This window comes from Senegalia massiliensis (assembly GCF_009911265.1).
GTDB classification, from domain to species: Bacteria; Bacillota; Clostridia; order Tissierellales; family SIT17; genus Anaeromonas; species Anaeromonas massiliensis_A.
This window is the reverse complement of the sequence record NZ_QXXA01000003.1, coordinates 112,123-131,587: the sequence shown is the minus strand read 5'-3', so window position 1 is coordinate 131,587 and position 19,465 is coordinate 112,123. Positions and strand designations below refer to the sequence as shown.

Sequence of the window (19,465 nt, the reverse complement as noted above, 5' to 3'; positions counted from 1 at the left end):
AATGGATAGGTAAGATACTCTTAAATAGAGAGGAAAGAAGAATATGGATGAAATAATGATTAAAGCAAATAACTTAACATATGAATATAAAAATAATGAAGAACAAAGTAATATTGCACTTAATAATGTAAACTTAGAAATTAAAAGAGGTGAATTTGTTGCAATACTAGGACATAATGGTTCTGGAAAGTCAACACTTGCAAAACATATAAATGCTTTGCTGCTTCCTACAGAAGGAAATTTATATGTTAAAGGTATGGATACATTAGATGAAGAAAAACTTTGGGATATAAGATCAACTGCAGGAATGGTATTTCAAAATCCTGATAATCAACTAGTGGCTACAATTGTAGAGGAAGATGTAGCTTTTGGCCCTGAAAATCAAGGTATTGAACCTGAACAAATAAGAGAAAGAGTAGATAAAGCACTTGAAATAGTAGAGATGACAAAGTATAAAGAACATGCACCACATCTTTTATCAGGTGGTCAAAAACAAAGAATAGCAATAGCAGGTGTACTTGCAATGAATCCAGAATGTATAATATTAGATGAACCTACAGCCATGCTTGATCCATCTGGAAGGATAGAAGTTATGGAAACTATAAAAAAATTAAACAGAGAAGAAGGTAAGACTATTGTTCATATTACACATTATATGGATGAGGCAGTAGATGCTGATAGAATAGTTGTTATGGAACAAGGGGAGATAGTACTTGAAGGGACACCGAAACAAGTTTTTTCTCAAGTAGATAAAATGAAAGCCTTTGGACTTGATATTCCACAAGTAACGGAGTTGTCATATAAATTAAGAAATAGAGGAATAGATATTCCAACTAATATATTAACTGTAGAAGAAATGGTGAAATTAATATGAAAATAAAAATAGAAAACTTAAATCATATATACAATCCTGGAAATCCATTTGAAATCAAGGCATTAGATAATGTAGATTTGGAAATAGATAAAGGTGAATTTGTAGGTTTAATAGGTCATACAGGGTCTGGTAAATCAACTCTTATTCAACACTTAAATGGATTACTTAAAGCTACCTCTGGAAAGATATTTATAGGTGATACTGAATTAACTAAAAAAGATGTAAAACTTAAGGAAATAAGACAGAGAGTAGGCTTGGTTTTTCAATACCCAGAGCATCAGTTATTTGAAGAAACAGTATATAAAGATGTATCATTTGGACCTAAAAATTTAGGATTAAGTGAAGAAGAAGTAAAAATAAGAGTGAAAGAGGCTATGGAAGTTGTAGGACTTAATTATGAAGAAGTGAAGGAAAGATCACCTTTTGAATTAAGTGGTGGGCAAAGAAGAAGAGTAGCAATAGCAGGTGTACTTGCAATGAAACCTGATATATTGATACTAGATGAACCTACAGCTGGACTTGATCCTAAAGGTCGTGACGAAATATTAGGTCAAGTAAAATCACTTTATGATAGATATGGAATTACAATAATACTTGTATCTCATAGTATGGAAGATATAGCAAAGTTAGTAAATAAAATAATAGTTATGCATAAAGGTAAAGTTAATATGGTAGATAATCCTAGAGAGATATTTAAAAGGGTAGAAGAACTAGAAAAAATAGGACTTGGTATACCACAAATAACGTATTTAATGAGGGAGTTAAAAAAGAGGGGTAAAGATATAAGAGATGATGTGCTTACAGTAGAAGAAGCTGAAGTGGAGTTATTAAAATATTTAAGGAGTAAAAGAGATGCTTAAAAACATAACAATAGGACAATACTTTCCAGGTGATACAGTTATTCATAAACTGGATCCCAGAATTAAAATATCAATAACATTATTATTTATAATTTCGTTGTTTTTTATAGATAGTTTTACCCCATATCTATTTGTTACAGCATTCATATTTATATCAATATTTTTATCAAAAGTGCCTTTGAAATTTATATTAAAAGGATTAAAACCTTTGTTCATTATAATACTTATAACATTTTTTATAAATGCGCTTCTAACTCCTGGAGAAGTATTATATAAATTAGGACCTTTGAAAATAACTATAGAGGGTTTGAGGCAAGCGACATTTATGGCATTGAGACTTGTTTTTCTTATAATAGGGACTTCATTATTAACACTTACTACTTCACCTATATCACTTACTGATGGTATAGAAAAATTATTGAACCCTTTTAGAAAAGTAGGGCTTCCTGCACATGAGCTTGCTATGATGATGACAATAGCACTTAGATTCATACCTACTCTATTAGAAGAAACAGATAAAATAATGAAAGCTCAGATGGCACGTGGAGCAGACTTTGAAAGTGGAAATATAATGAATAGAGCAAAAAGTTTAGTACCTCTACTTGTACCACTTTTTATATCTGCATTTAGAAGAGCAGATGAACTTGCTATGGCAATGGAAGCAAGATGCTATAGAGGTGGAGAAAATAGAACTAGAATGAAAGTTTTAACCCTTGAAATGAGAGATTTTTTTGCTATGAGTATATCTATTTTACTTTTAGTAACAATAATATTATTTAGATATGTAATTTAGAGGATGTAAAATATGCGTAATATAAAACTAACAATAGAATATGATGGCTCCAATTATAAAGGTTGGCAAAAGCAGCCTACAGAAATATCTATTCAAGAAATAATAGAAGATGCTATATTTAAAATAACAAGAGATAAAGTGAAACTAGAAGCTTCTGGAAGAACAGATAAAGGTGTACATGCATTTGGTCAAACTGCGAGCTTTTTTACTAATTCAGATATAGTAAAATATAAACTTATTAGGGGATTAAATAGTGTATTACCAGATGATATATCAATAAGAAAAGTAGAAGAAGTAAATAGTGAATTTCATGCAAGATATTATGCAAAAGGTAAATCATATAAATATATAATATATAATTCTCAAGTAAGGAGTCCAATATATAGGAATAATGCTTATCATGTGCCATATAAATTGGATATGAACAAATTCAGACAAAATGTAAATATGCTAATAGGGACTCATGACTTTACTTCATTTACATCTATAAAAGAAGGTACAGACAATAAAATAAGAACAATATATAGTATAGATATAGAACAAAAAAATGAGGTTATAGAACTTACATTTAAAGGTAGCGGGTTTTTATATAATATGATAAGAATAATAGTTGGTACTTTAGTAGATGTATCTAGAGGCAGAATAAAATCTAATATAGAAGAAATAATCGATGCAAAAAATCGAAAAAGAGCAGGTATTACAGCACCAAGTCATGCACTATATTTGATGGAAGTTTATTATTAAAAAGTCTTGACACACATGGTAGGTTGTATTACAATAAAAGGAGTGTAAAGATAAAAATCCACTAGCCCCGGATTTTTATTGACGTTAAACTTAAAATTTAAAATGAAAGTGCAATGAGGAGGGAAAGAAATGAAAAGCTTTATAGCTAAACCCCATGAAATTGAAAGAAAATGGTATATTATAGATGCTGAAGGTAAAAAATTAGGTAGACTTGCTAGTGAAGTAGCAAAAATATTAAGAGGTAAGAATAAGCCTATTTATACACCACATGTTGATACAGGTGATCATGTAATAATCATAAATGCTGAAAAAGTAGAATTATCAGGTAAAAAACTTGACCAAAAACTTTACAGATACCACACAAATCATCCAGGTGGTTTAAAAGAAATACCTTATAAAAGATTAATGCAAGAGAAACCAGAATTAGCAGTTCAAAAAGCTGTAAGAGGTATGTTACCAAAAAACAGTTTAGGAAGACAAATGATTAAAAAGCTAAAGGTTTATAGTGGAACTGAACATAATCACGCTGCTCAAAAACCTGAAGTTTACGAAATATAGTCAGGAAGGGAGGATTTTAAATGGCGAAAGTACAATTTTATGGAACTGGAAGAAGAAAAAAATCTATTGCTAGAGTAAGATTAGTTCCTGGTTCAGGAAATATAAAAATTAATGATAGAGATATGGACGATTATTTTAATTATGATACATTAAAAGTTAAAGTAAAAGAGCCATTAGTTATAACAGATACATCTGATAAATATGATGTTTTAGTAAATGTAAATGGTGGAGGTTATACTGGTCAAGCAGGAGCTATAAGACATGGTATATCAAGAGCATTACTTAAAGCTGATAATGAACTTAGACCAACACTAAAAAAAGCAGGAATGCTTACAAGAGACCCAAGAATGACAGAAAGAAAGAAATATGGTCTAAAGAAAGCAAGAAGAAGTCCACAATTCTCAAAGAGATAATATATATGAAAAAAGACACTCAAATGAGTGTCTTTTTTATTACTTCCTAGAACTCTTATATTAATAAAATCATAATATATTACTATAGGTGGGAGGTATGGAAATGAATAATTGTTTTGAATATAAATCTTATTGTAGACCTTATGAAAAAAACGATATAAAATATTTTGACATAGGAGATAAAGCACCTAATTTCACATTAGAAGGTATTGTAAAAGGAAAACCTAAAAATGTATCACTATCAGATTATTTAGGTTGCTGGGTAGTTTTATTTTTCTATGGCTCAAATTTTACTTTTGTTTGACCAACGGAACTTGCAGCAGTTGCTGAAAGACATGAAATATTTAAAAGATTAAATACTATGGTATTAGGAATAAGTACAGATAGCATTTATTCTCATAAGATATTTCAACAAACTTCACCATCAGGCAGAAAAATAAACTTTCCATTATTATCAGATAGAACTCAAAGAGTATCTAAAAAATATGGTATATTAAATGAAAATGAAGGCTTTGATTGGAGAGGCGCATTTATAATAGACCCAGAAGGAAAAATTCAAGCATGGATGACTAATCCTCAGCCTGTAGCTAGAAATATTGATGAGATTATCAGAATAATAATGGCTCTACAATTCAATAGAAGAACTGGAAGAGGAGCTCAAGCAGGATGGGAGCCAGGTAATCCTGGTATACCATTAGGTTGGGATTATGTAGGTAAATATTAAATAGAGGAGTAGATATCTACTTCTCTATTTTTCTGTAATATAAATACTTCCTTAAAAATATTTATAATATAAGGAAGGTGATATATATTGAGAGAAATGAATATAAGAAAAAGAGATATAATTTTTATACCTATAATAATTCTTGCTGTATCTTTATATTTTTTTAACGAAAGAGATATTGTATTAGAAACTTCAACTCCTTTAATGGATAAAATAATAGTATTAGATGCTGGTCATGGCGGTTTTGATCCAGGTGCAATAGGAAATTTGAGTAAAAAAGAAGATGAGATAAATCTAGAGATAACATTAAAATTAAGAAGATTAATAGAACAAGGTGGAGGAATTGCTGTACTTACAAGAGATATAGACCAAGGATTAGATACTGAAGAATCTAAAACATATAGGCAGAGAAAAAATGAAGATTTAAGAAATAGAAGAATATTAATAAATGGTTCTGAACCAGATATTTTTATAAGTGTACATTTAAATAGTTTTCCTCAGTCTAAATATTATGGTGCACAGACATTTTATAAAAAAGGATCTGAAGAAAGTAAATTACTAGCAAAAGGCCTACAAAAAGAACTTAGAAGAATGTTAGATAAAAATAATGAAAGGGTACCACAACCTAGAGATAGTATTTATCTTATAAGAGAAGCAGAATCTCCTTCCGTATTAGTTGAATGTGGTTTTTTATCTAATCCAAATGAGGAAAAGCTACTTAATAATGAAGAATATCAACAAAAGATAGCATGGGCTATATACATAGGATTGATAAAACATTTTGAATAGTATATGATAGTATAAGACTTAAGAACTAAAGAAAATAAAAGAGGTGTAGAAAGTTGGATAAAAGTGAATTATTAAAAAATAAAGTATCTGTTACAATAATAGCTATTTTTTGTTCTATGCTTTGGGGAAGTGCATTTCCTGTACTTAAAATAAGTTATAGTGAGCTAGAGATAGCAGCAGTTGATATATATTCTAAAATATTATTTGCAGGAATGAGATTTTTCATAGCCTCATGTTTAATTTTTATAGTAGTAATGCTTTTTTTGAAAATACCAATAAAAATAAAAAAAGAAACTGTGATATCTCTATTAATTTTAGGATTACTTCAAACTAGTTTACAATATTTTTTCTTTTACAATGGCTTAGCATATACAAGTGGAATAAAAGGTTCTATACTTGCTTCAAGTGGAACATTCTTTGTAGTAATACTTGCACATTTTATATATCACGATGATAAAATGAATTTTAAAAAAACAATAGGATTAATTTCAGGATTGTTAGGAATAATTTTAGTTAATTGGGGAAAAGGTGGTTTTAATTTAAACTTTACATTTAGAGGAGAAGGATTTCTCATAATATCTGGACTTGTTTCTGCTTTTGGAACAATTCTAGCTAAAAAGTTGTCAAAAGAAATACACCCATTTATAGTAACAGCTTGGCAAATGTTTTTAGGGTCATTGATATTACTTATAGTAGGTTATAGTGGTACAGAAGAAATGTTAAATTTTAATCCAGTATCTTCAGGATTACTATTATATTCTGCATTTCTCTCAGCAACAGCATTTTCATTGTGGTATGCTCTTTTAAAATATAATAGAGCTGGAGAAATAACAATGTTTAAATTTGTAATACCAGTTACTGGATCATTTTTATCGGTGATACTTTTACCAAAAGAAGAATTTACAGTATATATGTTTGGAGCATTAGTTTTAGTAGCTTCAGGTATAATATTTGTAAACTATAAAAGAAAAAATACATTAAATAAGAATTATCCTGATTAGTAATCAGGGTAATTCTTGTTTTTTATTCTATAATTATATTTTTAATCATAAATTAATATTATGAAAGGGGAATCTATATGATTATAGTAATAAAAAAGAAAATATTAATAATATCTTTAATTATAATAGCATTATGTATAAGCATTATATCAGTCTACTCAAATAAAACTATAGATGTATTAAGTGAATCTGATTATAATACTATAATAAAAAATAATATAGATACAAGAAATAATGCTATACTAAAACAAAAAGAAGGAGCCATAGAAAAACTTTATGATTTAGATAAAAAATATGGAGTTTGGGCATATGAACATGAAATAAATAAGATGAATTATTTACATAGTTGGTCAAAGAAACAAGGTATAAAAATAATATCTATAGAAGCCTCTCCTATAATAAATTGGGTAAAAGAATATGATGAAAAATCAAGTTTGAATATTACATTATCTACAGAATATAAGTATGTTTACAAAGATGATATAAAAAATATAAACACTTTTAGAATAGGAACTTATCATGCTATGGATATAGAGAAAAGAGGTAATAAATGGATTATTACAAAAGATTGGTATGATGATCCATTTGGAGATAATCTTGGAGTAAAAAAAGAAGATATAGAAAATATAAAAAGTATTATAACAAAAGGAAATAAAAACTTAGAAACTAATGATAGAAGAGAAGAAATAGTAAAATATATGGATAAGTATTTAGGTGCTGCAGATAATGGAGAAAACAATTATAAATATAATAATAAATATAGAGATTATAATTCAATAGGTGGAGATTGTGCTAATTTTGCATCTCAAGCATTGTTTGAAGGGGGAGAGTTTAAAAAGACATATTCATGGAATTATGAAAAAGATGGTACAAAATCATGGGTAAATGCACAAGCTTTTAAAGATTATATAATTTATAGTGGACGTGGTAAAGCTATAAAGTATGGAGATTATAGTCAAGTATTAGATGCTTCATATCAATTATCTAAAGGAGATATTGTAGCATATGAAAAGAAAGGAAAAGTAGTTCATATATGTGTAGTAAGTGGAGTTGATTCAAAAGGTTATAGATTGGTACATTCACACAATACAGATAGATTTAGAGCACCATGGGACTTAGGTTTTACAAGTTCTGGTGTTAAGTTTTGGCTAATAAAATTGAATATATAGGTTAATATGAATATATAATGGTATAATTATATTAAGAATACATATGAGAAAGTAGTTGGTAAAATGAATAAAATTAAAAAATACTTTTTAATAATAGCTATAATATTATTTGTAATATATGTAGTACCTAATTTTTTATTAGATTTAAATATATTATCGTTTTTTGACAAAAACTCAGCTCAAAGTGGAATAGTAGATATGATTCGAGAATTTATGTTTCAATTCAGAAGCATACTATCTTTTTTATTTACATTTTACACTATATCAATAGGAGTAATAATTTTTATTGAGAATGAAGACCCTCAAACAACTATTACGTGGCTTTTAGTTTTATTTATATTTCCTGTAGTAGGTTTTGTTTTATATCTATTTTTAGGTCAAAATATAAGAAAGAAAAAAATATTTCAAAAAGAAGAAAATATAAGGACTAAATCATTAGAAGATATAGCAGAAATTCAATTAAATGCAGTAAAAGAATCAAAAATATTTTCAGAAGAAAAACATTCTTTAAAGAAAAAACTTATAAGCCTTATATTAAACAACTCAAAATCTCCAGTAACAATAAATAATAAAAGTAAGATATTGACTAATGGAAAGCAAAAATTTAAGGAATTAAAAAAAGATCTATCTAATGCCAAAAAACATATACATATAGAATACTTTATAATTAAGAATGATAAAATAGGAAATGAAATTAAAAATTTATTAATAAAAAAGGCAGAAGAAGGAGTAGAAGTAAGACTTATATATGATAGTGCAGGAAGTTGGAGATTAGGAAAAAAATATATAAAAAGTTTGAAAGATGCAGGAGTAAAAGTTGAGAGTTATCTTCCAGTGTTTTTACCTGGGTTAAGTCGTGATATAAATTATAGGAATCATAGAAAAATAGTAATAATAGATGGTAATATAGCTTTTACTGGAGGTATAAACATAGGAGATGAGTATTTAGGCAAAAGTAAGAAATTTGGTTTTTGGAGAGATACTCATATAAAAATTGAAGGGGAGGCAGTATATGCTCTTCAAAATATATTTCTAAATGATTGGTATTTTTGTACAAAAGAGAATTTGGAAGATCTAAAATATTTTCCTAAATTAAAATACTACGGCGAACAATTAATACAAATATCTTCAAGTGGACCAGATACTGAGTGGGAATCAATTATGCAATCATATTTTTCACTTATAACATATGCAAATGATAGAGTATGGATTACAACCCCTTATCTTATACCAAATGAAAGCATGAATGTAGCTCTTAGAACTGCTGCATTAAGTGGAATAGATGTAAGAATAATAATACCTGATATAGCAGATCATGTTGTGGCATTTTGGGGTTCTAGATCATATGTATCAGAATTATTGAAAGCAGGAGTGAAAATATATAGGTATCAAAAAGGTTTTGTCCATGCAAAGACATTACTTGTAGATGATATGGTAGCATCTGTAGGAACAGCTAATTTGGACAATAGAAGTTTTCATATAAATTTTGAAGTAAATGCATTTGTATATGATAAGGACATAGCAAATAGACTTGAAAAAGATTTTGTAAAGGATTTTAAAAATTGTGATAGAATAAATTATGAAGAATATGAACAAAGAGGAGCTTTACAAAAATTCAAAGAAGCAATAGGAAGAATACTATCCCCAATACTTTAGGAGTGATATAATGAAGCACATTTTCAAATTAGAAAAAGTGAAATATAAAGATATACTAGACATTGATAATTTAAGAATAAAAGAAAATATAGTAACATGCATATTAGGACAAAGTGGTAGTGGTAAGACTACTTTACTTAGACTTTTAAACAATTTAAAAAGCCCAGATGGAGGAACAGTTTATTATAATGATAATGACATATTAGATATAAATCCTGTAAACCTAAGAAGAGAAGTAATAATGTTATCTCAAAATCCTGTAGTTTTTGATGGAACTATAAGAGAAAACTTGAATTTAGCATTAGAATTCAAAGAAAAAGAAAGAGTAAGTGATGATATATTAAATAAATATCTTGAAATATCAAATTTAAATAAATCATTAGATACTAATGCTAAAAATTTATCTGGTGGTGAAAAACAAAGGCTGTCACTTGCAAGAGTTCTTTTATCTGATGGAGAAGTATATTTATTAGATGAACCTTCTTCATCACTTGATGATGAAACAGAAAGATTTGTAATAAAAAGCATAGTTGATTTTGCAAAAAACAATAATAAAACAGTTATTATGGTTACTCATTCAGTTAAAATAGCAGAAGAATATGGTAAAGATATAATTAGAATAAATAAGGGAAGTGTTATAGATGACAGATAAAATAGTAGATATAACTCTTTTACAACTTGCCAGTGCTTATGTATTTGTACTTATATTACTATTTATAGTAAAAATAAAAAATATAAATAGAGAAAGAGAAATATTAATTGCAAGTTTGAGAATGACTTTACAGCTTGGACTTATAGGATATATTTTAGTATATATATTTGAAAACCCATCTCCTTTAGTCACAATTATAATAATACTTATAATGGAGACTTTTGCTGTATTTAATATATTTAAAAGAGTAAAAAACGACATATCAAATAGTTTAAAAAAGATAATAGCAATTTCAATGACCATAGGTACAATTACATCTATACTTTTTTTCTTATTTATAGTAGTTGGAATAGAACCATGGTACAAGCCTCAATATTTTATACCGCTTGCAGGTATGCTTATAGGAAATTCCATGACAGGTATTTCTTTAGGAGTAGAAAGACTTATAGATGGGTTTAATTCAAGATATGATGAAGTTGAAACTGCTCTTATGCTTGGAGCTAATTCAAAAAAAGCATCTAAAAAAATTGTAAATAATGCATTTGATTCTGCCATTATGCCTACTATAAATTCTATGATGGGTATGGGAATTATATTTTTACCGGGAATGATGACAGGACAAATATTATCAGGTATATCTCCTATTACATCAATAAAGTATCAAATAGCTATTATGCTTGGAATAATAGGAAGTGTATCCTTAACTGTAATAATATTTTTACAGTTAGGTTATAAAACTTTTTTTAATCATAGAGAACAATTAAAATAAAGCCATGGGGACAGTTAATGTTCCCACTTTTTTATTGACTAATACCAAGTAATATAGTAGGATATAATTAGAGTTTAATTCGCAGTGAATTACTAGGAATTGATTAACGGATAAGGAGATGGAAGATTTGAAGGAAAAAATAATGGATATAAAAAATTTGCATTCTAAAGTAGAAGATGCAGAAATATTAAAAGGTTTAAATTTAAAAATAAATAAAGGTGAAATACATGTAATTATGGGACCTAATGGGGCAGGAAAATCTACTCTTGCAAATGTACTAATGGGACACCCAAAACATGAAATAACAGATGGAGAGATAATATTTAATGATAAAAATATAAATGATTTATCAGTAGACAAAAGAGCAAAAGAAGGTCTATTTTTATCATTTCAATATCCAGAAGAAATACCAGGAGTTACAGTAGAAAATTTCCTTAGAACTTCAAAATCAGCGATTACTGATGAAAAGCAAGGAATTTTTGCATTTAGGAAAGTTCTAAAAGAAAAAATGGAATTACTTGAAATGGATGAAACTTATGCAGGGAGATATTTAAATCAAGGATTTTCAGGTGGAGAAAAAAAGAAAAATGAAATATTACAAATGACAATTTTAGAGCCTAAATTAGCAATACTAGATGAAACAGATTCAGGACTTGATATTGATGCAATTAGAATTGTTTCTAAAGGCGTAAAAGCCTATTCTAATGATGAAAATGCAATATTGGTAATAACACATTACAATAAGATTTTAGACTATTTAGAGCCTGATTATGTACATGTGTTAGTAGATGGGAAAATAGTTAAAACTGGAGGAGCAGAATTAGCAGATAAAATTGAACAAAAAGGTTATGAAGAATTTAAAAAAGATCTTTCATAAGAGGTGAAAACAATGGAAAAAAGAGAGAAAACATATATAGCAGATATAGATCGGGGCATATATGATATAAAAAATGAGTTTAAATATAAATATAAAACTGAAAAAGGATTAACTCCTGAAATAGTAAAGGAAATATCAAGGGAAAAAGATGAGCCAAAATGGATGCTAGATTTTAGACTTAAATCATTAGATATATTTAAGTCTAAGCCAGTACCAACTTGGGGAGCAGATTTATCAGGACTTGACATAGAAAATATAGTTAATTATATACGTCCAGATGCAGATATGAGTACTAGTTGGGAAGATGTTCCAGAAGATATTAAAAAGACATTTGATTCACTTGGTATTCCTGAAGCGGAAAAAAAGTCACTTGCAGGAGTAGGGGCTCAATATGATTCTGAAGTGGTTTATCACAATATAAAAAAAGAGTTAGTGGATCAAGGTGTAGTATATACAGATATGGATACAGCTATAAAAGATTATGAAGACATAGTAAAAGAGTATTTTATGAAATTAGTACCTCCAAATGATCATAAATTTGCAGCACTTCATGGAGCAGTATGGTCAGGTGGTTCATTTGTATATGTACCAGAAGGAGTAAAGGTAGATATCCCACTTCAATCATACTTTAGACTTAATGCTCCAGGAGCAGGACAATTTGAGCACACACTTATAGTTGTAGAAAAAGGTGCAGAGGTACATTTTATAGAAGGTTGTTCAGCACCTAAGTATTCAGTAAATAACCTTCATGCAGGATGTGTTGAGTTATTTGTAAAGGAAGATGCAAAATTAAGATATTCTACAATAGAAAACTGGTCTAGAAATATGTATAATCTAAATACTAAAAGAGCAGCTGTAGATAAAAATGGAACAATAGAGTGGATATCAGGTTCATTTGGGTCTAAAGTATCTATGCTTTATCCTATGAGTATATTAAGAGGAGAAGGGGCTAAAGCAGAATTTACAGGAATTACATTTGCAGCAAGTGGACAATATCTAGATACTGGATCTAAAGTAGTTCATGCAGCACCTCATACAACATCAAATATAAATTCAAAATCTATATCAAAAGATGGTGGATATGCATTCTATAGAGGACTTTTAAGAGTAGCTCCAAATGCTCATGGAAGTAAATCAACAGTATCATGTGAATCACTTATGCTTGATAATGAATCTAATTCAGATACAATACCAATAATTGAATTAAAAAATGATGATATAGACATAGGACATGAAGCAAAAATAGGTAGAATTAGTGATGAAGCAATATTTTATCTAATGAGTAGAGGAATAGATGAAGAAGAAGCAAAGGCTATGATAGTAAGGGGATTTGTAGAACCTATAGCCAAAGAATTACCACTTGAATATGCAGTAGAGCTTAATAATCTTATCAAATTAGAGCTCGAAGGAACAATAGGCTAAGGGGTGAAAATATGAACTTAAAAGAATATAAAGAGGTTGACTTACCTAAGTGGAAAAGAATAAGGCTAAAAGATGTAGAAATACCAGAACACAGAGAGTATAAATCGTTAAATATTCCTAAAATAGAAGATTTAAATATACAGCATATAAATACAAAAGAAGAAATAAATAATTATACAAAGTATTTAAAAGTTGATAGTGAATTTGGAGTAGATAAAGAATTAGTGAAATTAACAGAAAAATTCTCTAATACAGGAGTAATAATTGATTTAGAAAGAGGTCAGAAAATACAAGAACCTGTAAGATTAGATTTTAATATGAACAATGAAGAATCATTAGTATTAGACCATAATTTAATATTAGCACATCAGAATAGTGAAGTTACAGTAGTTATGGATTATACTTCAACAGAAAAATCATTTCATAATGGAGTTACAAAAATATATGCAGAAGACAATTCAAATGTAACAGTAATAAAAGTTCAAACTATGAGTAAAACATCTCATAATTTTGATTCAAATATTGCAGTTGTTGGTAGAGATGCAGAAGTGAATTTTATATCTGTAGAACTAGGAAGTGCAATAACATCAACTAGTTTTATAACAAATTTATTAGAAGATAATTCATCAGCAAATCTTAAGAGTATATACTTTGGTGATGATGAAATGGGATTAGATTTAGAATATACAATGAATCACTTTGGAAGAAGATGCTTAAGTAATATAGAAACCAAAGGAGCATTAAAAGACAAAGCAAAAAAAGTCTTTAGAGGAAATTTAGATTTCAAAAAAGGTTCAACTAGATCTAAAGGAGAAGAAGGGGAATATGTTATCCTTTTAGATAAAGGTGTAAAATCAGATGCAATACCAGCTCTTATATGTGGAGAAGATGATGTAGAAGGAGAACATGCTGCATCTGCTGGTCAAATTAATGAACTTAAATTATTTTATCTTATGAGTCGAGGTTTAAGTGAAAAAGATGCTAAAAAAATGATAATAGAAGCATCATTTAGACCAATAATAGATTTAATTCCTTATGAAGATTTAAGGGAAAGAATAGAGAAAGATATTGATTGGAGAATTACAAATGAAAAGTTTTAATATAGAAAAAATCAGAAAAGATTTCCCTATATTAAATCAGGATGTAAATGATAATACTTTTGTATATTTAGATAGTGCAGCAACTACTCAAAAACCAATTAGTGTACTAGACTCTATAGAAAAGTACAATAAATCATCAAATGCAAATATACACAGGGGAGCATATGCTCTAAGTATAAGAGCAACAGAGATGTATGATAGTGCACGAAAAAAAGTAAAGGACTTCATAAATGCTCCCTATGTTGAAAGTATAATATTTACTAAGAATACAACAGAAGCTTTAAATTTAGTAGCATTTTCATATGCACTTGAAAATGTATCAAGAGGTGATGAAATATTAGTTTTAATTTCAGAGCATCATAGCAATATACTTCCTTGGCAAATGGTAGCAAGAAAAAACAATGCTAAATTAAAATATATATATTTGAATGATGATTATACTATTGATATGAAAGACTTTAAAAGTAAAGTTACAGAAAACACAAAAATAGTGACAGTAGCACATATATCAAATGTACTTGGAACTATAAATCCTATAAAAGAAATAATAGATTATGCTCATGAAAAAGGAGCAATAACTATAATAGATGGAGCACAAGCTGCACCTCATACACAGGTAGATATAAAAAAATTAAATCCAGATTTCTATGTTTTTTCAGGACATAAGATGCTAGGGCCTATGGGAATAGGAGTATTATATGGAAGACGAGAACTTTTAGAAAAAATGAGTCCATTTCTATCTGGTGGAGATATGATTGAATATGTAGAAGAACAATCTTCAACATTTGCAGAACTCCCACATAAATTTGAAGCAGGAACTCAAAATGTAGAAGCAGCCGTTGGGTTAAAGAGAGCAATAGAGTATTTAGAAGATGTAGGATTAGAAAATATAAAGAAACATGAAATGAAATTAACTGAATATGCTCTAAAGAAGATGAAAGAGATACCTTATATAACTATATATGGTACAGAAGATATAGATAAAAGAAGTAGTGTTATATCATTTAATATAGATGATGTTCATCCACATGATGTTGCTACAATACTAGATAGCTATGGAATAGCAATTAGGGCAGGACATCATTGTGCTCAACCTTTAATGAAATATTTAAAAATAAATTCAACATGTAGAGCAAGTTTTTATATTTATAACACATTAGAGGAAGTAGATATATTTATAGAAGGTTTAAAAAATGTAAGGAAGTGGTTAGGATATGGATCTTAATTCAATATATACAGAACTCATAATGGAACACAATACAAGTGGACATAATGAAAAACAATTAGAAAATCCAGACCATAGTGAAAGAGGACATAACCCATCATGTGGAGATGATTTAACTTTACAATTTAAATTTGATGGAGATATTATAAAAGATGCAGCTTTTATTGGTCATGGATGTGCAATAAGTAAGGCTTCCACATCAATGATGATAGACTTAATAAAAGGAAAGACAAAAAAAGAAGCTTATGATTTAGTAGAATTATTTATAGGTATGATTAAAAAAGAAATAACAGATGAAAGAGAATTTGAAAAATTAAAAGATGCATTTATACTTCAAAATATTTCAAATATGCCAGCAAGAGTAAAATGTGCAGTATTAGCATGGCATGCTCTAGGTGAATCAATAAAAGAAGATGTTTAGTAAAAGATTGAATTCCATTTGGAATTCAATCTTTTTTTATGTGGAAAAAGAGGGTTTTGGAAAGAAATGTAGAATTAAAGAAGGTAATAAAATTATTGAAAATTTGAAATTGAATGATAAATATAAGGGGGAAGTAATATGAAGATTGGAATAATAGGACCAACTGAAAATGAAATTATGCCTTTTGTCAAATCTATTTCAGATGTTAAAATTGTATCAACTGCAATGTTGAAGTTTTATAATGGAGTTTATAAAAATATCAATGTTGTTGCTTTATATTGTGGAGTGTGTAAGGTTAATGCAGCCATTGCAACACAAATATTAATTGATAAGTTTTCTGTTTCGCATATTATTGTTGTAGGTGTAGCTGGAGGTATAGATAAGACATTAAAAATTGGTGATACTGTCATAGCCACTGAAATAGCTTATCATGATGTTGATGATGGTATACTAACAGAATATCATCCTTGGATGGAAAGTATTTATTTCAAAAGTGAAGCTATATTAATTCATTACTGCAAAAAAGCCTTGAAACAAAATAAATTTGAACAAACAGTGAGTTTTGGAAAAATTGTTACAGGTGAATCCTTTATAATTCAAAATGGACGTGAAGAAATTATTTTAAAATATAATCCTTTATGTGTGGATATGGAGACTGCTAGTATTGCCCATGTCTGTTATGTAAATGAAATACCATTTTTAGCAATTAGATCTATAACTGATACAGAAGAAGAATGTGGAATCGAAGCATTTGAAGAAAATTGTGTAGATGTTTCTTTGAACTCTATTAAAATATTAAAAGCACTTTTAGAACAACTAAGTTACACATTTTAGTAAAAACTTGTTTTTATTTTAAATCATAATATTGATATATCTAAATATTAAAACATAAGGAAGATTTAAAATGTTATATATAATTCAAATGATTAAAGCATAAGGAAGTGAAAATATGAAAAAAAGATCTATAATTATTTTTCCTAAATTAAATGATATTGAAATTATAGAAGAAATTAGAAGTAAATATGACCCACTATATACTTGCATTAAACCTCATATTACTCTAGTTTTTCCATTTGAAAGTGATATAAGTACAGAAGAACTTAAAAAACATATGATAGAAATATTGAAAGACATAAATAAATTTAAGATTAGGTTAAGAGGTATAACAGGAACATCAGATTATTATTTATTTTTAAATATTAAACAGGGGAATGATAAAATAATTGAAATACATGATAAATTATATACAGGAATTTTAAACAAATTCTTATATAAGAAACTTACGTATTTTCCTCATCTTACCGTTGGAAAACTAGATGATATAAGTAATTTTAAGTCAGCATTTATTGAAACAGAAAATATAGTGAATGTTTTTGAAACAGTAGTTGAAAAAATATATGTTGAGAAAATTGATGAAAATGAAAATTCAAATATTGAGTTCGTCATTAGACTATAGATAAATATATAAAAAGAGCAAAATTCTATGCTAGTACATTTGATTTGCAAGAAGCATTATTTGGAATAGAAAATAATGATAAAGTAGCCTTTGAAAGAGGCATATCACAATACAAGTAATAATTTAATTAATTATCTAAAGGAGGGGTGTATATTTGGGTCCATTTAAAATATTAGATATAATAATTAATAAATTTAAGAGAATATTAGAGAATAATCTTGTTGGAGTATACTTACATGGTTCATTAGCAATGGGTTGTTATACTGATTCAAGTGATATTGATTTTCTTGTAGTAGTTAGACAACCTATTAATGACAAAATAAAAAAAGAACTTATATCATCAATAGTATATATATATAATTTACCTGATAAAGGCATAGAAATGAGCATTATATTAGAACAATATGCAAAAGAATTTGTCTATCCTACACCTTTTGAACTACACTACTCTGATTTGCACCGAGATAAATATCTTGCTAATGAAGATTATATTTGTGGGGGAGACGTAGATCAAGATCTGGCAGCACATATGACTGTTATAAAACATCGAGGGATTTGTCTTTATGGTAGAGATATAGATGATGTATTTAATAATGTACCAAAGGAAGCTTATATAAATTCAATACTTGATGATGTCAAAAATGCAAAGGATCAAATACTAGATAATCCTATTTATATTATTCTTAATTTATGTAGAGTTTTATATTTCGTAAAAGAAGGTATCATTTCCTCAAAGCTTGAAGGGGGAATTTGGGCAAAGAATATATTACCACAGAAATACAGATGTCTTATAGAAGATGCATTGAATGTTTATAGAGATAAATTATATAAAATGAGATATAGGAAACATTTATATGTTGATTTTTCGGATTATATTTTAAATCAAATTGATATAAATCTTAGAAAAAAGGCTGAGAATTTATAACTAAGTATTAGAATTTAATTACCTAATTATGGATGAATAAATCAAAAAAATTAAAGAAGGAGCAATAATTATGAAACATACAGGATCATGTCTTTGTGGTGAAATTAAATTTGAAGTAGAAGGAGATTTTGAAAATTTCTTTCTTTGTCATTGTGAGTATTGCCGTAAAGATACTGGATCAGCACATGCTGCAAATCTATTTTCTTCCACAGCTAAGTTAAAGTGGTTATCTGGTGAAAATAAAGCAAAAATTTTTAACTATAAATCTAGTGGACACATAAAAAGTTTTTGCTCTAATTGTGGATCTGCACTTCCAAATATTCAGATGGATGGAAAATTATTAGTTGTTCCAGCAGGGTCTCTTGATACCAAAGTACCTATTAAACCTCAAGGTCATATTTACTTAGAAAGCAAAGCTAACTGGGATAATGACTTAGATAAAGTAACTAAATTTGATAAACTACCAAAATAAATAAAATATGATTATAAAGTTTATTGATGTCTTTTGAAAGTTGAGTGATGATAGAAGTGAGGTGTTAAAGTGATGAATGTAGAAGAAAATAGTTTCAATAAGAAAACTATAGATTATATAGAAAGTGGAAAAGAATTGTTAGATTTTGTTGAACCTTTATGGAAAAAGCTTAATAATCACCATATGCAAAATTCTATTGACTTTAAAAAAAGGTTTGAAAACTTTAATTTCAAGGATAGAAGAGAAGTCATAGAGAAAAATAAAGATAAACAAGTATTTATAACTTTGGCAAAAGATATGATACAAGGTAAATATATAGGATATGTAATAGCATCTATATCAAAAGAAAGTATTGGAGAAATTGATTCAATTTATATAGAAGATAACTATAGAGGATTAAAAATAGGAGATACTCTTATGAAAAATTCATTAGACTGGATTAGAAATAATGGTGTAATAAGAATAAAAATTGGAGTTGCATCAGGAAATGAGGAATCTTTTAAATTTTATGCTAGATATGGATTTTTTCCAAGAACAACTATTTTAGAATATATATAAATATATT

General features: G+C 28.0%; 23 protein-coding genes. All 23 read left to right on the top strand.

From position 1 onward, the window contains the following. The first annotated feature begins 43 nt into the window (after window positions 1-43). The 23 genes from D3Z33_RS02030 (at window position 44) to D3Z33_RS01915 (ending at window position 19,458) form a co-directional block, all read left to right on the top strand. Window positions 44-874, top strand: coding sequence for an energy-coupling factor transporter ATPase (locus D3Z33_RS02030; RefSeq protein WP_160196121.1), 831 nt, complete (start codon window positions 44-46; stop codon window positions 872-874). Further along, complete coding sequence (locus tag D3Z33_RS02025) at window positions 871-1,734, top strand: energy-coupling factor transporter ATPase (RefSeq protein WP_160196120.1); 864 nt, start codon at window positions 871-873, stop codon at window positions 1,732-1,734. The genes D3Z33_RS02030 and D3Z33_RS02025 overlap by 4 nt, the downstream gene beginning before the upstream one ends. Next, window positions 1,727-2,527 (top strand): energy-coupling factor transporter transmembrane component T family protein, encoded by an 801-nt coding sequence (locus D3Z33_RS02020; protein ID WP_160196119.1) that lies wholly within the window; start codon window positions 1,727-1,729, stop codon window positions 2,525-2,527. The genes D3Z33_RS02025 and D3Z33_RS02020 overlap by 8 nt, the downstream gene beginning before the upstream one ends. 12 nt (window positions 2,528-2,539) lie before the next feature. Next, window positions 2,540-3,271: a tRNA pseudouridine(38-40) synthase TruA gene (gene truA, locus D3Z33_RS02015; RefSeq protein ID WP_160196118.1), complete on the top strand. Its 732-nt coding sequence runs from the start codon at window positions 2,540-2,542 to the stop codon at window positions 3,269-3,271. Window positions 3,272-3,400: 129 nt separating this feature from the next. Continuing rightward, a complete protein-coding gene (gene rplM / locus D3Z33_RS02010) occupies window positions 3,401-3,829 on the top strand; it encodes a 50S ribosomal protein L13 (RefSeq protein WP_160196117.1) in 429 nt (142 codons plus the stop codon). Window positions 3,830-3,849: 20 nt separating this feature from the next. Then, window positions 3,850-4,242, top strand: coding sequence for a 30S ribosomal protein S9 (gene rpsI / locus D3Z33_RS02005; RefSeq protein WP_160196116.1), 393 nt, complete (start codon window positions 3,850-3,852; stop codon window positions 4,240-4,242). Window positions 4,243-4,399: 157 nt separating this feature from the next. Next, complete coding sequence (locus D3Z33_RS16625) at window positions 4,400-4,966, top strand: peroxiredoxin (protein ID WP_431768826.1); 567 nt, start codon at window positions 4,400-4,402, stop codon at window positions 4,964-4,966. 96 nt (window positions 4,967-5,062) lie between these two features. Then, window positions 5,063-5,755 carry an N-acetylmuramoyl-L-alanine amidase CwlD gene (gene cwlD / locus D3Z33_RS01990; RefSeq protein WP_160196114.1) on the top strand — a complete coding sequence of 231 codons (693 nt, stop codon included), beginning with the start codon at window positions 5,063-5,065 and terminating at the stop codon, window positions 5,753-5,755. 53 nt (window positions 5,756-5,808) lie between these two features. Next, on the top strand, window positions 5,809-6,756 hold the full coding sequence (locus D3Z33_RS01985) for a DMT family transporter (RefSeq protein ID WP_243153390.1): 948 nt from the start codon (window positions 5,809-5,811) through the stop codon (window positions 6,754-6,756). A 77-nt stretch (window positions 6,757-6,833) separates the two neighbouring features. Next, entirely contained in the window at window positions 6,834-7,925 is a 1,092-nt protein-coding gene (locus D3Z33_RS01980) for an amidase domain-containing protein (RefSeq protein WP_160196113.1), read from the top strand. A 63-nt stretch (window positions 7,926-7,988) separates the two neighbouring features. After that, window positions 7,989-9,581, top strand: coding sequence for a cardiolipin synthase (gene cls, locus D3Z33_RS01975; RefSeq protein WP_243153389.1), 1,593 nt, complete (start codon window positions 7,989-7,991; stop codon window positions 9,579-9,581). 10 nt (window positions 9,582-9,591) lie between these two features. After that, window positions 9,592-10,233, top strand: a complete 642-nt coding sequence (locus D3Z33_RS01970) for an ABC transporter ATP-binding protein (protein ID WP_201750397.1) — start codon at window positions 9,592-9,594, stop codon at window positions 10,231-10,233. Next, window positions 10,223-11,002, top strand: a complete 780-nt coding sequence (locus D3Z33_RS01965; protein ID WP_160196112.1) for an ABC transporter permease — start codon at window positions 10,223-10,225, stop codon at window positions 11,000-11,002. Before D3Z33_RS01970 ends, D3Z33_RS01965 begins: the two co-directional genes overlap by 11 nt. A gap of 127 nt (window positions 11,003-11,129) precedes the next feature. Continuing rightward, the gene (gene sufC / locus D3Z33_RS01960) at window positions 11,130-11,879 is read left to right on the top strand and encodes a Fe-S cluster assembly ATPase SufC (protein WP_201750396.1); all 750 of its coding nucleotides are present in this window, start codon (window positions 11,130-11,132) and stop codon (window positions 11,877-11,879) included. 12 nt (window positions 11,880-11,891) lie between these two features. Further along, window positions 11,892-13,301, top strand: a complete 1,410-nt coding sequence (sufB, locus tag D3Z33_RS01955) for a Fe-S cluster assembly protein SufB (protein WP_130807923.1) — start codon at window positions 11,892-11,894, stop codon at window positions 13,299-13,301. Between the two features lie 11 nt (window positions 13,302-13,312). Next, window positions 13,313-14,401 carry a Fe-S cluster assembly protein SufD gene (gene sufD / locus D3Z33_RS01950; protein ID WP_160196110.1) on the top strand — a complete coding sequence of 363 codons (1,089 nt, stop codon included), beginning with the start codon at window positions 13,313-13,315 and terminating at the stop codon, window positions 14,399-14,401. Then, the gene (locus D3Z33_RS01945) at window positions 14,388-15,626 is read left to right on the top strand and encodes a cysteine desulfurase (protein WP_160196109.1); all 1,239 of its coding nucleotides are present in this window, start codon (window positions 14,388-14,390) and stop codon (window positions 15,624-15,626) included. Before sufD ends, D3Z33_RS01945 begins: the two co-directional genes overlap by 14 nt. Beyond that, window positions 15,616-16,047 carry a Fe-S cluster assembly sulfur transfer protein SufU gene (gene sufU / locus D3Z33_RS01940; RefSeq protein ID WP_160196108.1) on the top strand — a complete coding sequence of 144 codons (432 nt, stop codon included), beginning with the start codon at window positions 15,616-15,618 and terminating at the stop codon, window positions 16,045-16,047. The genes D3Z33_RS01945 and sufU overlap by 11 nt, the downstream gene beginning before the upstream one ends. Before the next feature lie 138 nt (window positions 16,048-16,185). Then, window positions 16,186-16,881 (top strand): 5'-methylthioadenosine/adenosylhomocysteine nucleosidase, encoded by a 696-nt coding sequence (locus D3Z33_RS01935; RefSeq protein WP_160196107.1) that lies wholly within the window; start codon window positions 16,186-16,188, stop codon window positions 16,879-16,881. A gap of 115 nt (window positions 16,882-16,996) precedes the next feature. Then, window positions 16,997-17,503, top strand: a complete 507-nt coding sequence (locus D3Z33_RS01930) for a 2'-5' RNA ligase family protein (RefSeq protein WP_160196106.1) — start codon at window positions 16,997-16,999, stop codon at window positions 17,501-17,503. Window positions 17,504-17,657: 154 nt separating this feature from the next. Further along, window positions 17,658-18,428, top strand: coding sequence for an aminoglycoside adenylyltransferase domain-containing protein (locus tag D3Z33_RS01925; RefSeq protein WP_160196105.1), 771 nt, complete (start codon window positions 17,658-17,660; stop codon window positions 18,426-18,428). A gap of 70 nt (window positions 18,429-18,498) precedes the next feature. Continuing rightward, window positions 18,499-18,900: a GFA family protein gene (locus D3Z33_RS01920; protein ID WP_160196104.1), complete on the top strand. Its 402-nt coding sequence runs from the start codon at window positions 18,499-18,501 to the stop codon at window positions 18,898-18,900. 72 nt (window positions 18,901-18,972) lie between these two features. Beyond that, window positions 18,973-19,458 (top strand): GNAT family N-acetyltransferase, encoded by a 486-nt coding sequence (locus D3Z33_RS01915; RefSeq protein ID WP_160196103.1) that lies wholly within the window; start codon window positions 18,973-18,975, stop codon window positions 19,456-19,458. Window positions 19,459-19,465 lie beyond the last annotated feature (7 nt).

What these genes read in the sequence shown, in the direction of transcription:
- D3Z33_RS02030 (WP_160196121.1), top strand. Translation starts at nt 44, where the DNA reads ATGGATGAAATAATGATTAAAGCAAATAACTTAACATATGAATATAAA.
- D3Z33_RS02025 (WP_160196120.1), top strand. Translation starts at nt 871, where the DNA reads ATGAAAATAAAAATAGAAAACTTAAATCATATATACAATCCTGGAAAT.
- D3Z33_RS02020 (WP_160196119.1), top strand. Translation starts at nt 1,727, where the DNA reads ATGCTTAAAAACATAACAATAGGACAATACTTTCCAGGTGATACAGTT.
- truA (WP_160196118.1), top strand. Translation starts at nt 2,540, where the DNA reads ATGCGTAATATAAAACTAACAATAGAATATGATGGCTCCAATTATAAA.
- rplM (WP_160196117.1), top strand. Translation starts at nt 3,401, where the DNA reads ATGAAAAGCTTTATAGCTAAACCCCATGAAATTGAAAGAAAATGGTAT.
- rpsI (WP_160196116.1), top strand. Translation starts at nt 3,850, where the DNA reads ATGGCGAAAGTACAATTTTATGGAACTGGAAGAAGAAAAAAATCTATT.
- cwlD (WP_160196114.1), top strand. Translation starts at nt 5,063, where the DNA reads ATGAATATAAGAAAAAGAGATATAATTTTTATACCTATAATAATTCTT.
- D3Z33_RS01980 (WP_160196113.1), top strand. Translation starts at nt 6,834, where the DNA reads ATGATTATAGTAATAAAAAAGAAAATATTAATAATATCTTTAATTATA.
- cls (WP_243153389.1), top strand. Translation starts at nt 7,989, where the DNA reads ATGAATAAAATTAAAAAATACTTTTTAATAATAGCTATAATATTATTT.
- D3Z33_RS01970 (WP_201750397.1), top strand. Translation starts at nt 9,592, where the DNA reads ATGAAGCACATTTTCAAATTAGAAAAAGTGAAATATAAAGATATACTA.
- D3Z33_RS01965 (WP_160196112.1), top strand. Translation starts at nt 10,223, where the DNA reads ATGACAGATAAAATAGTAGATATAACTCTTTTACAACTTGCCAGTGCT.
- sufB (WP_130807923.1), top strand. Translation starts at nt 11,892, where the DNA reads ATGGAAAAAAGAGAGAAAACATATATAGCAGATATAGATCGGGGCATA.
- sufD (WP_160196110.1), top strand. Translation starts at nt 13,313, where the DNA reads ATGAACTTAAAAGAATATAAAGAGGTTGACTTACCTAAGTGGAAAAGA.
- D3Z33_RS01945 (WP_160196109.1), top strand. Translation starts at nt 14,388, where the DNA reads ATGAAAAGTTTTAATATAGAAAAAATCAGAAAAGATTTCCCTATATTA.
- sufU (WP_160196108.1), top strand. Translation starts at nt 15,616, where the DNA reads ATGGATCTTAATTCAATATATACAGAACTCATAATGGAACACAATACA.
- D3Z33_RS01935 (WP_160196107.1), top strand. Translation starts at nt 16,186, where the DNA reads ATGAAGATTGGAATAATAGGACCAACTGAAAATGAAATTATGCCTTTT.
- D3Z33_RS01930 (WP_160196106.1), top strand. Translation starts at nt 16,997, where the DNA reads ATGAAAAAAAGATCTATAATTATTTTTCCTAAATTAAATGATATTGAA.
- D3Z33_RS01920 (WP_160196104.1), top strand. Translation starts at nt 18,499, where the DNA reads ATGAAACATACAGGATCATGTCTTTGTGGTGAAATTAAATTTGAAGTA.
- D3Z33_RS01915 (WP_160196103.1), top strand. Translation starts at nt 18,973, where the DNA reads ATGAATGTAGAAGAAAATAGTTTCAATAAGAAAACTATAGATTATATA.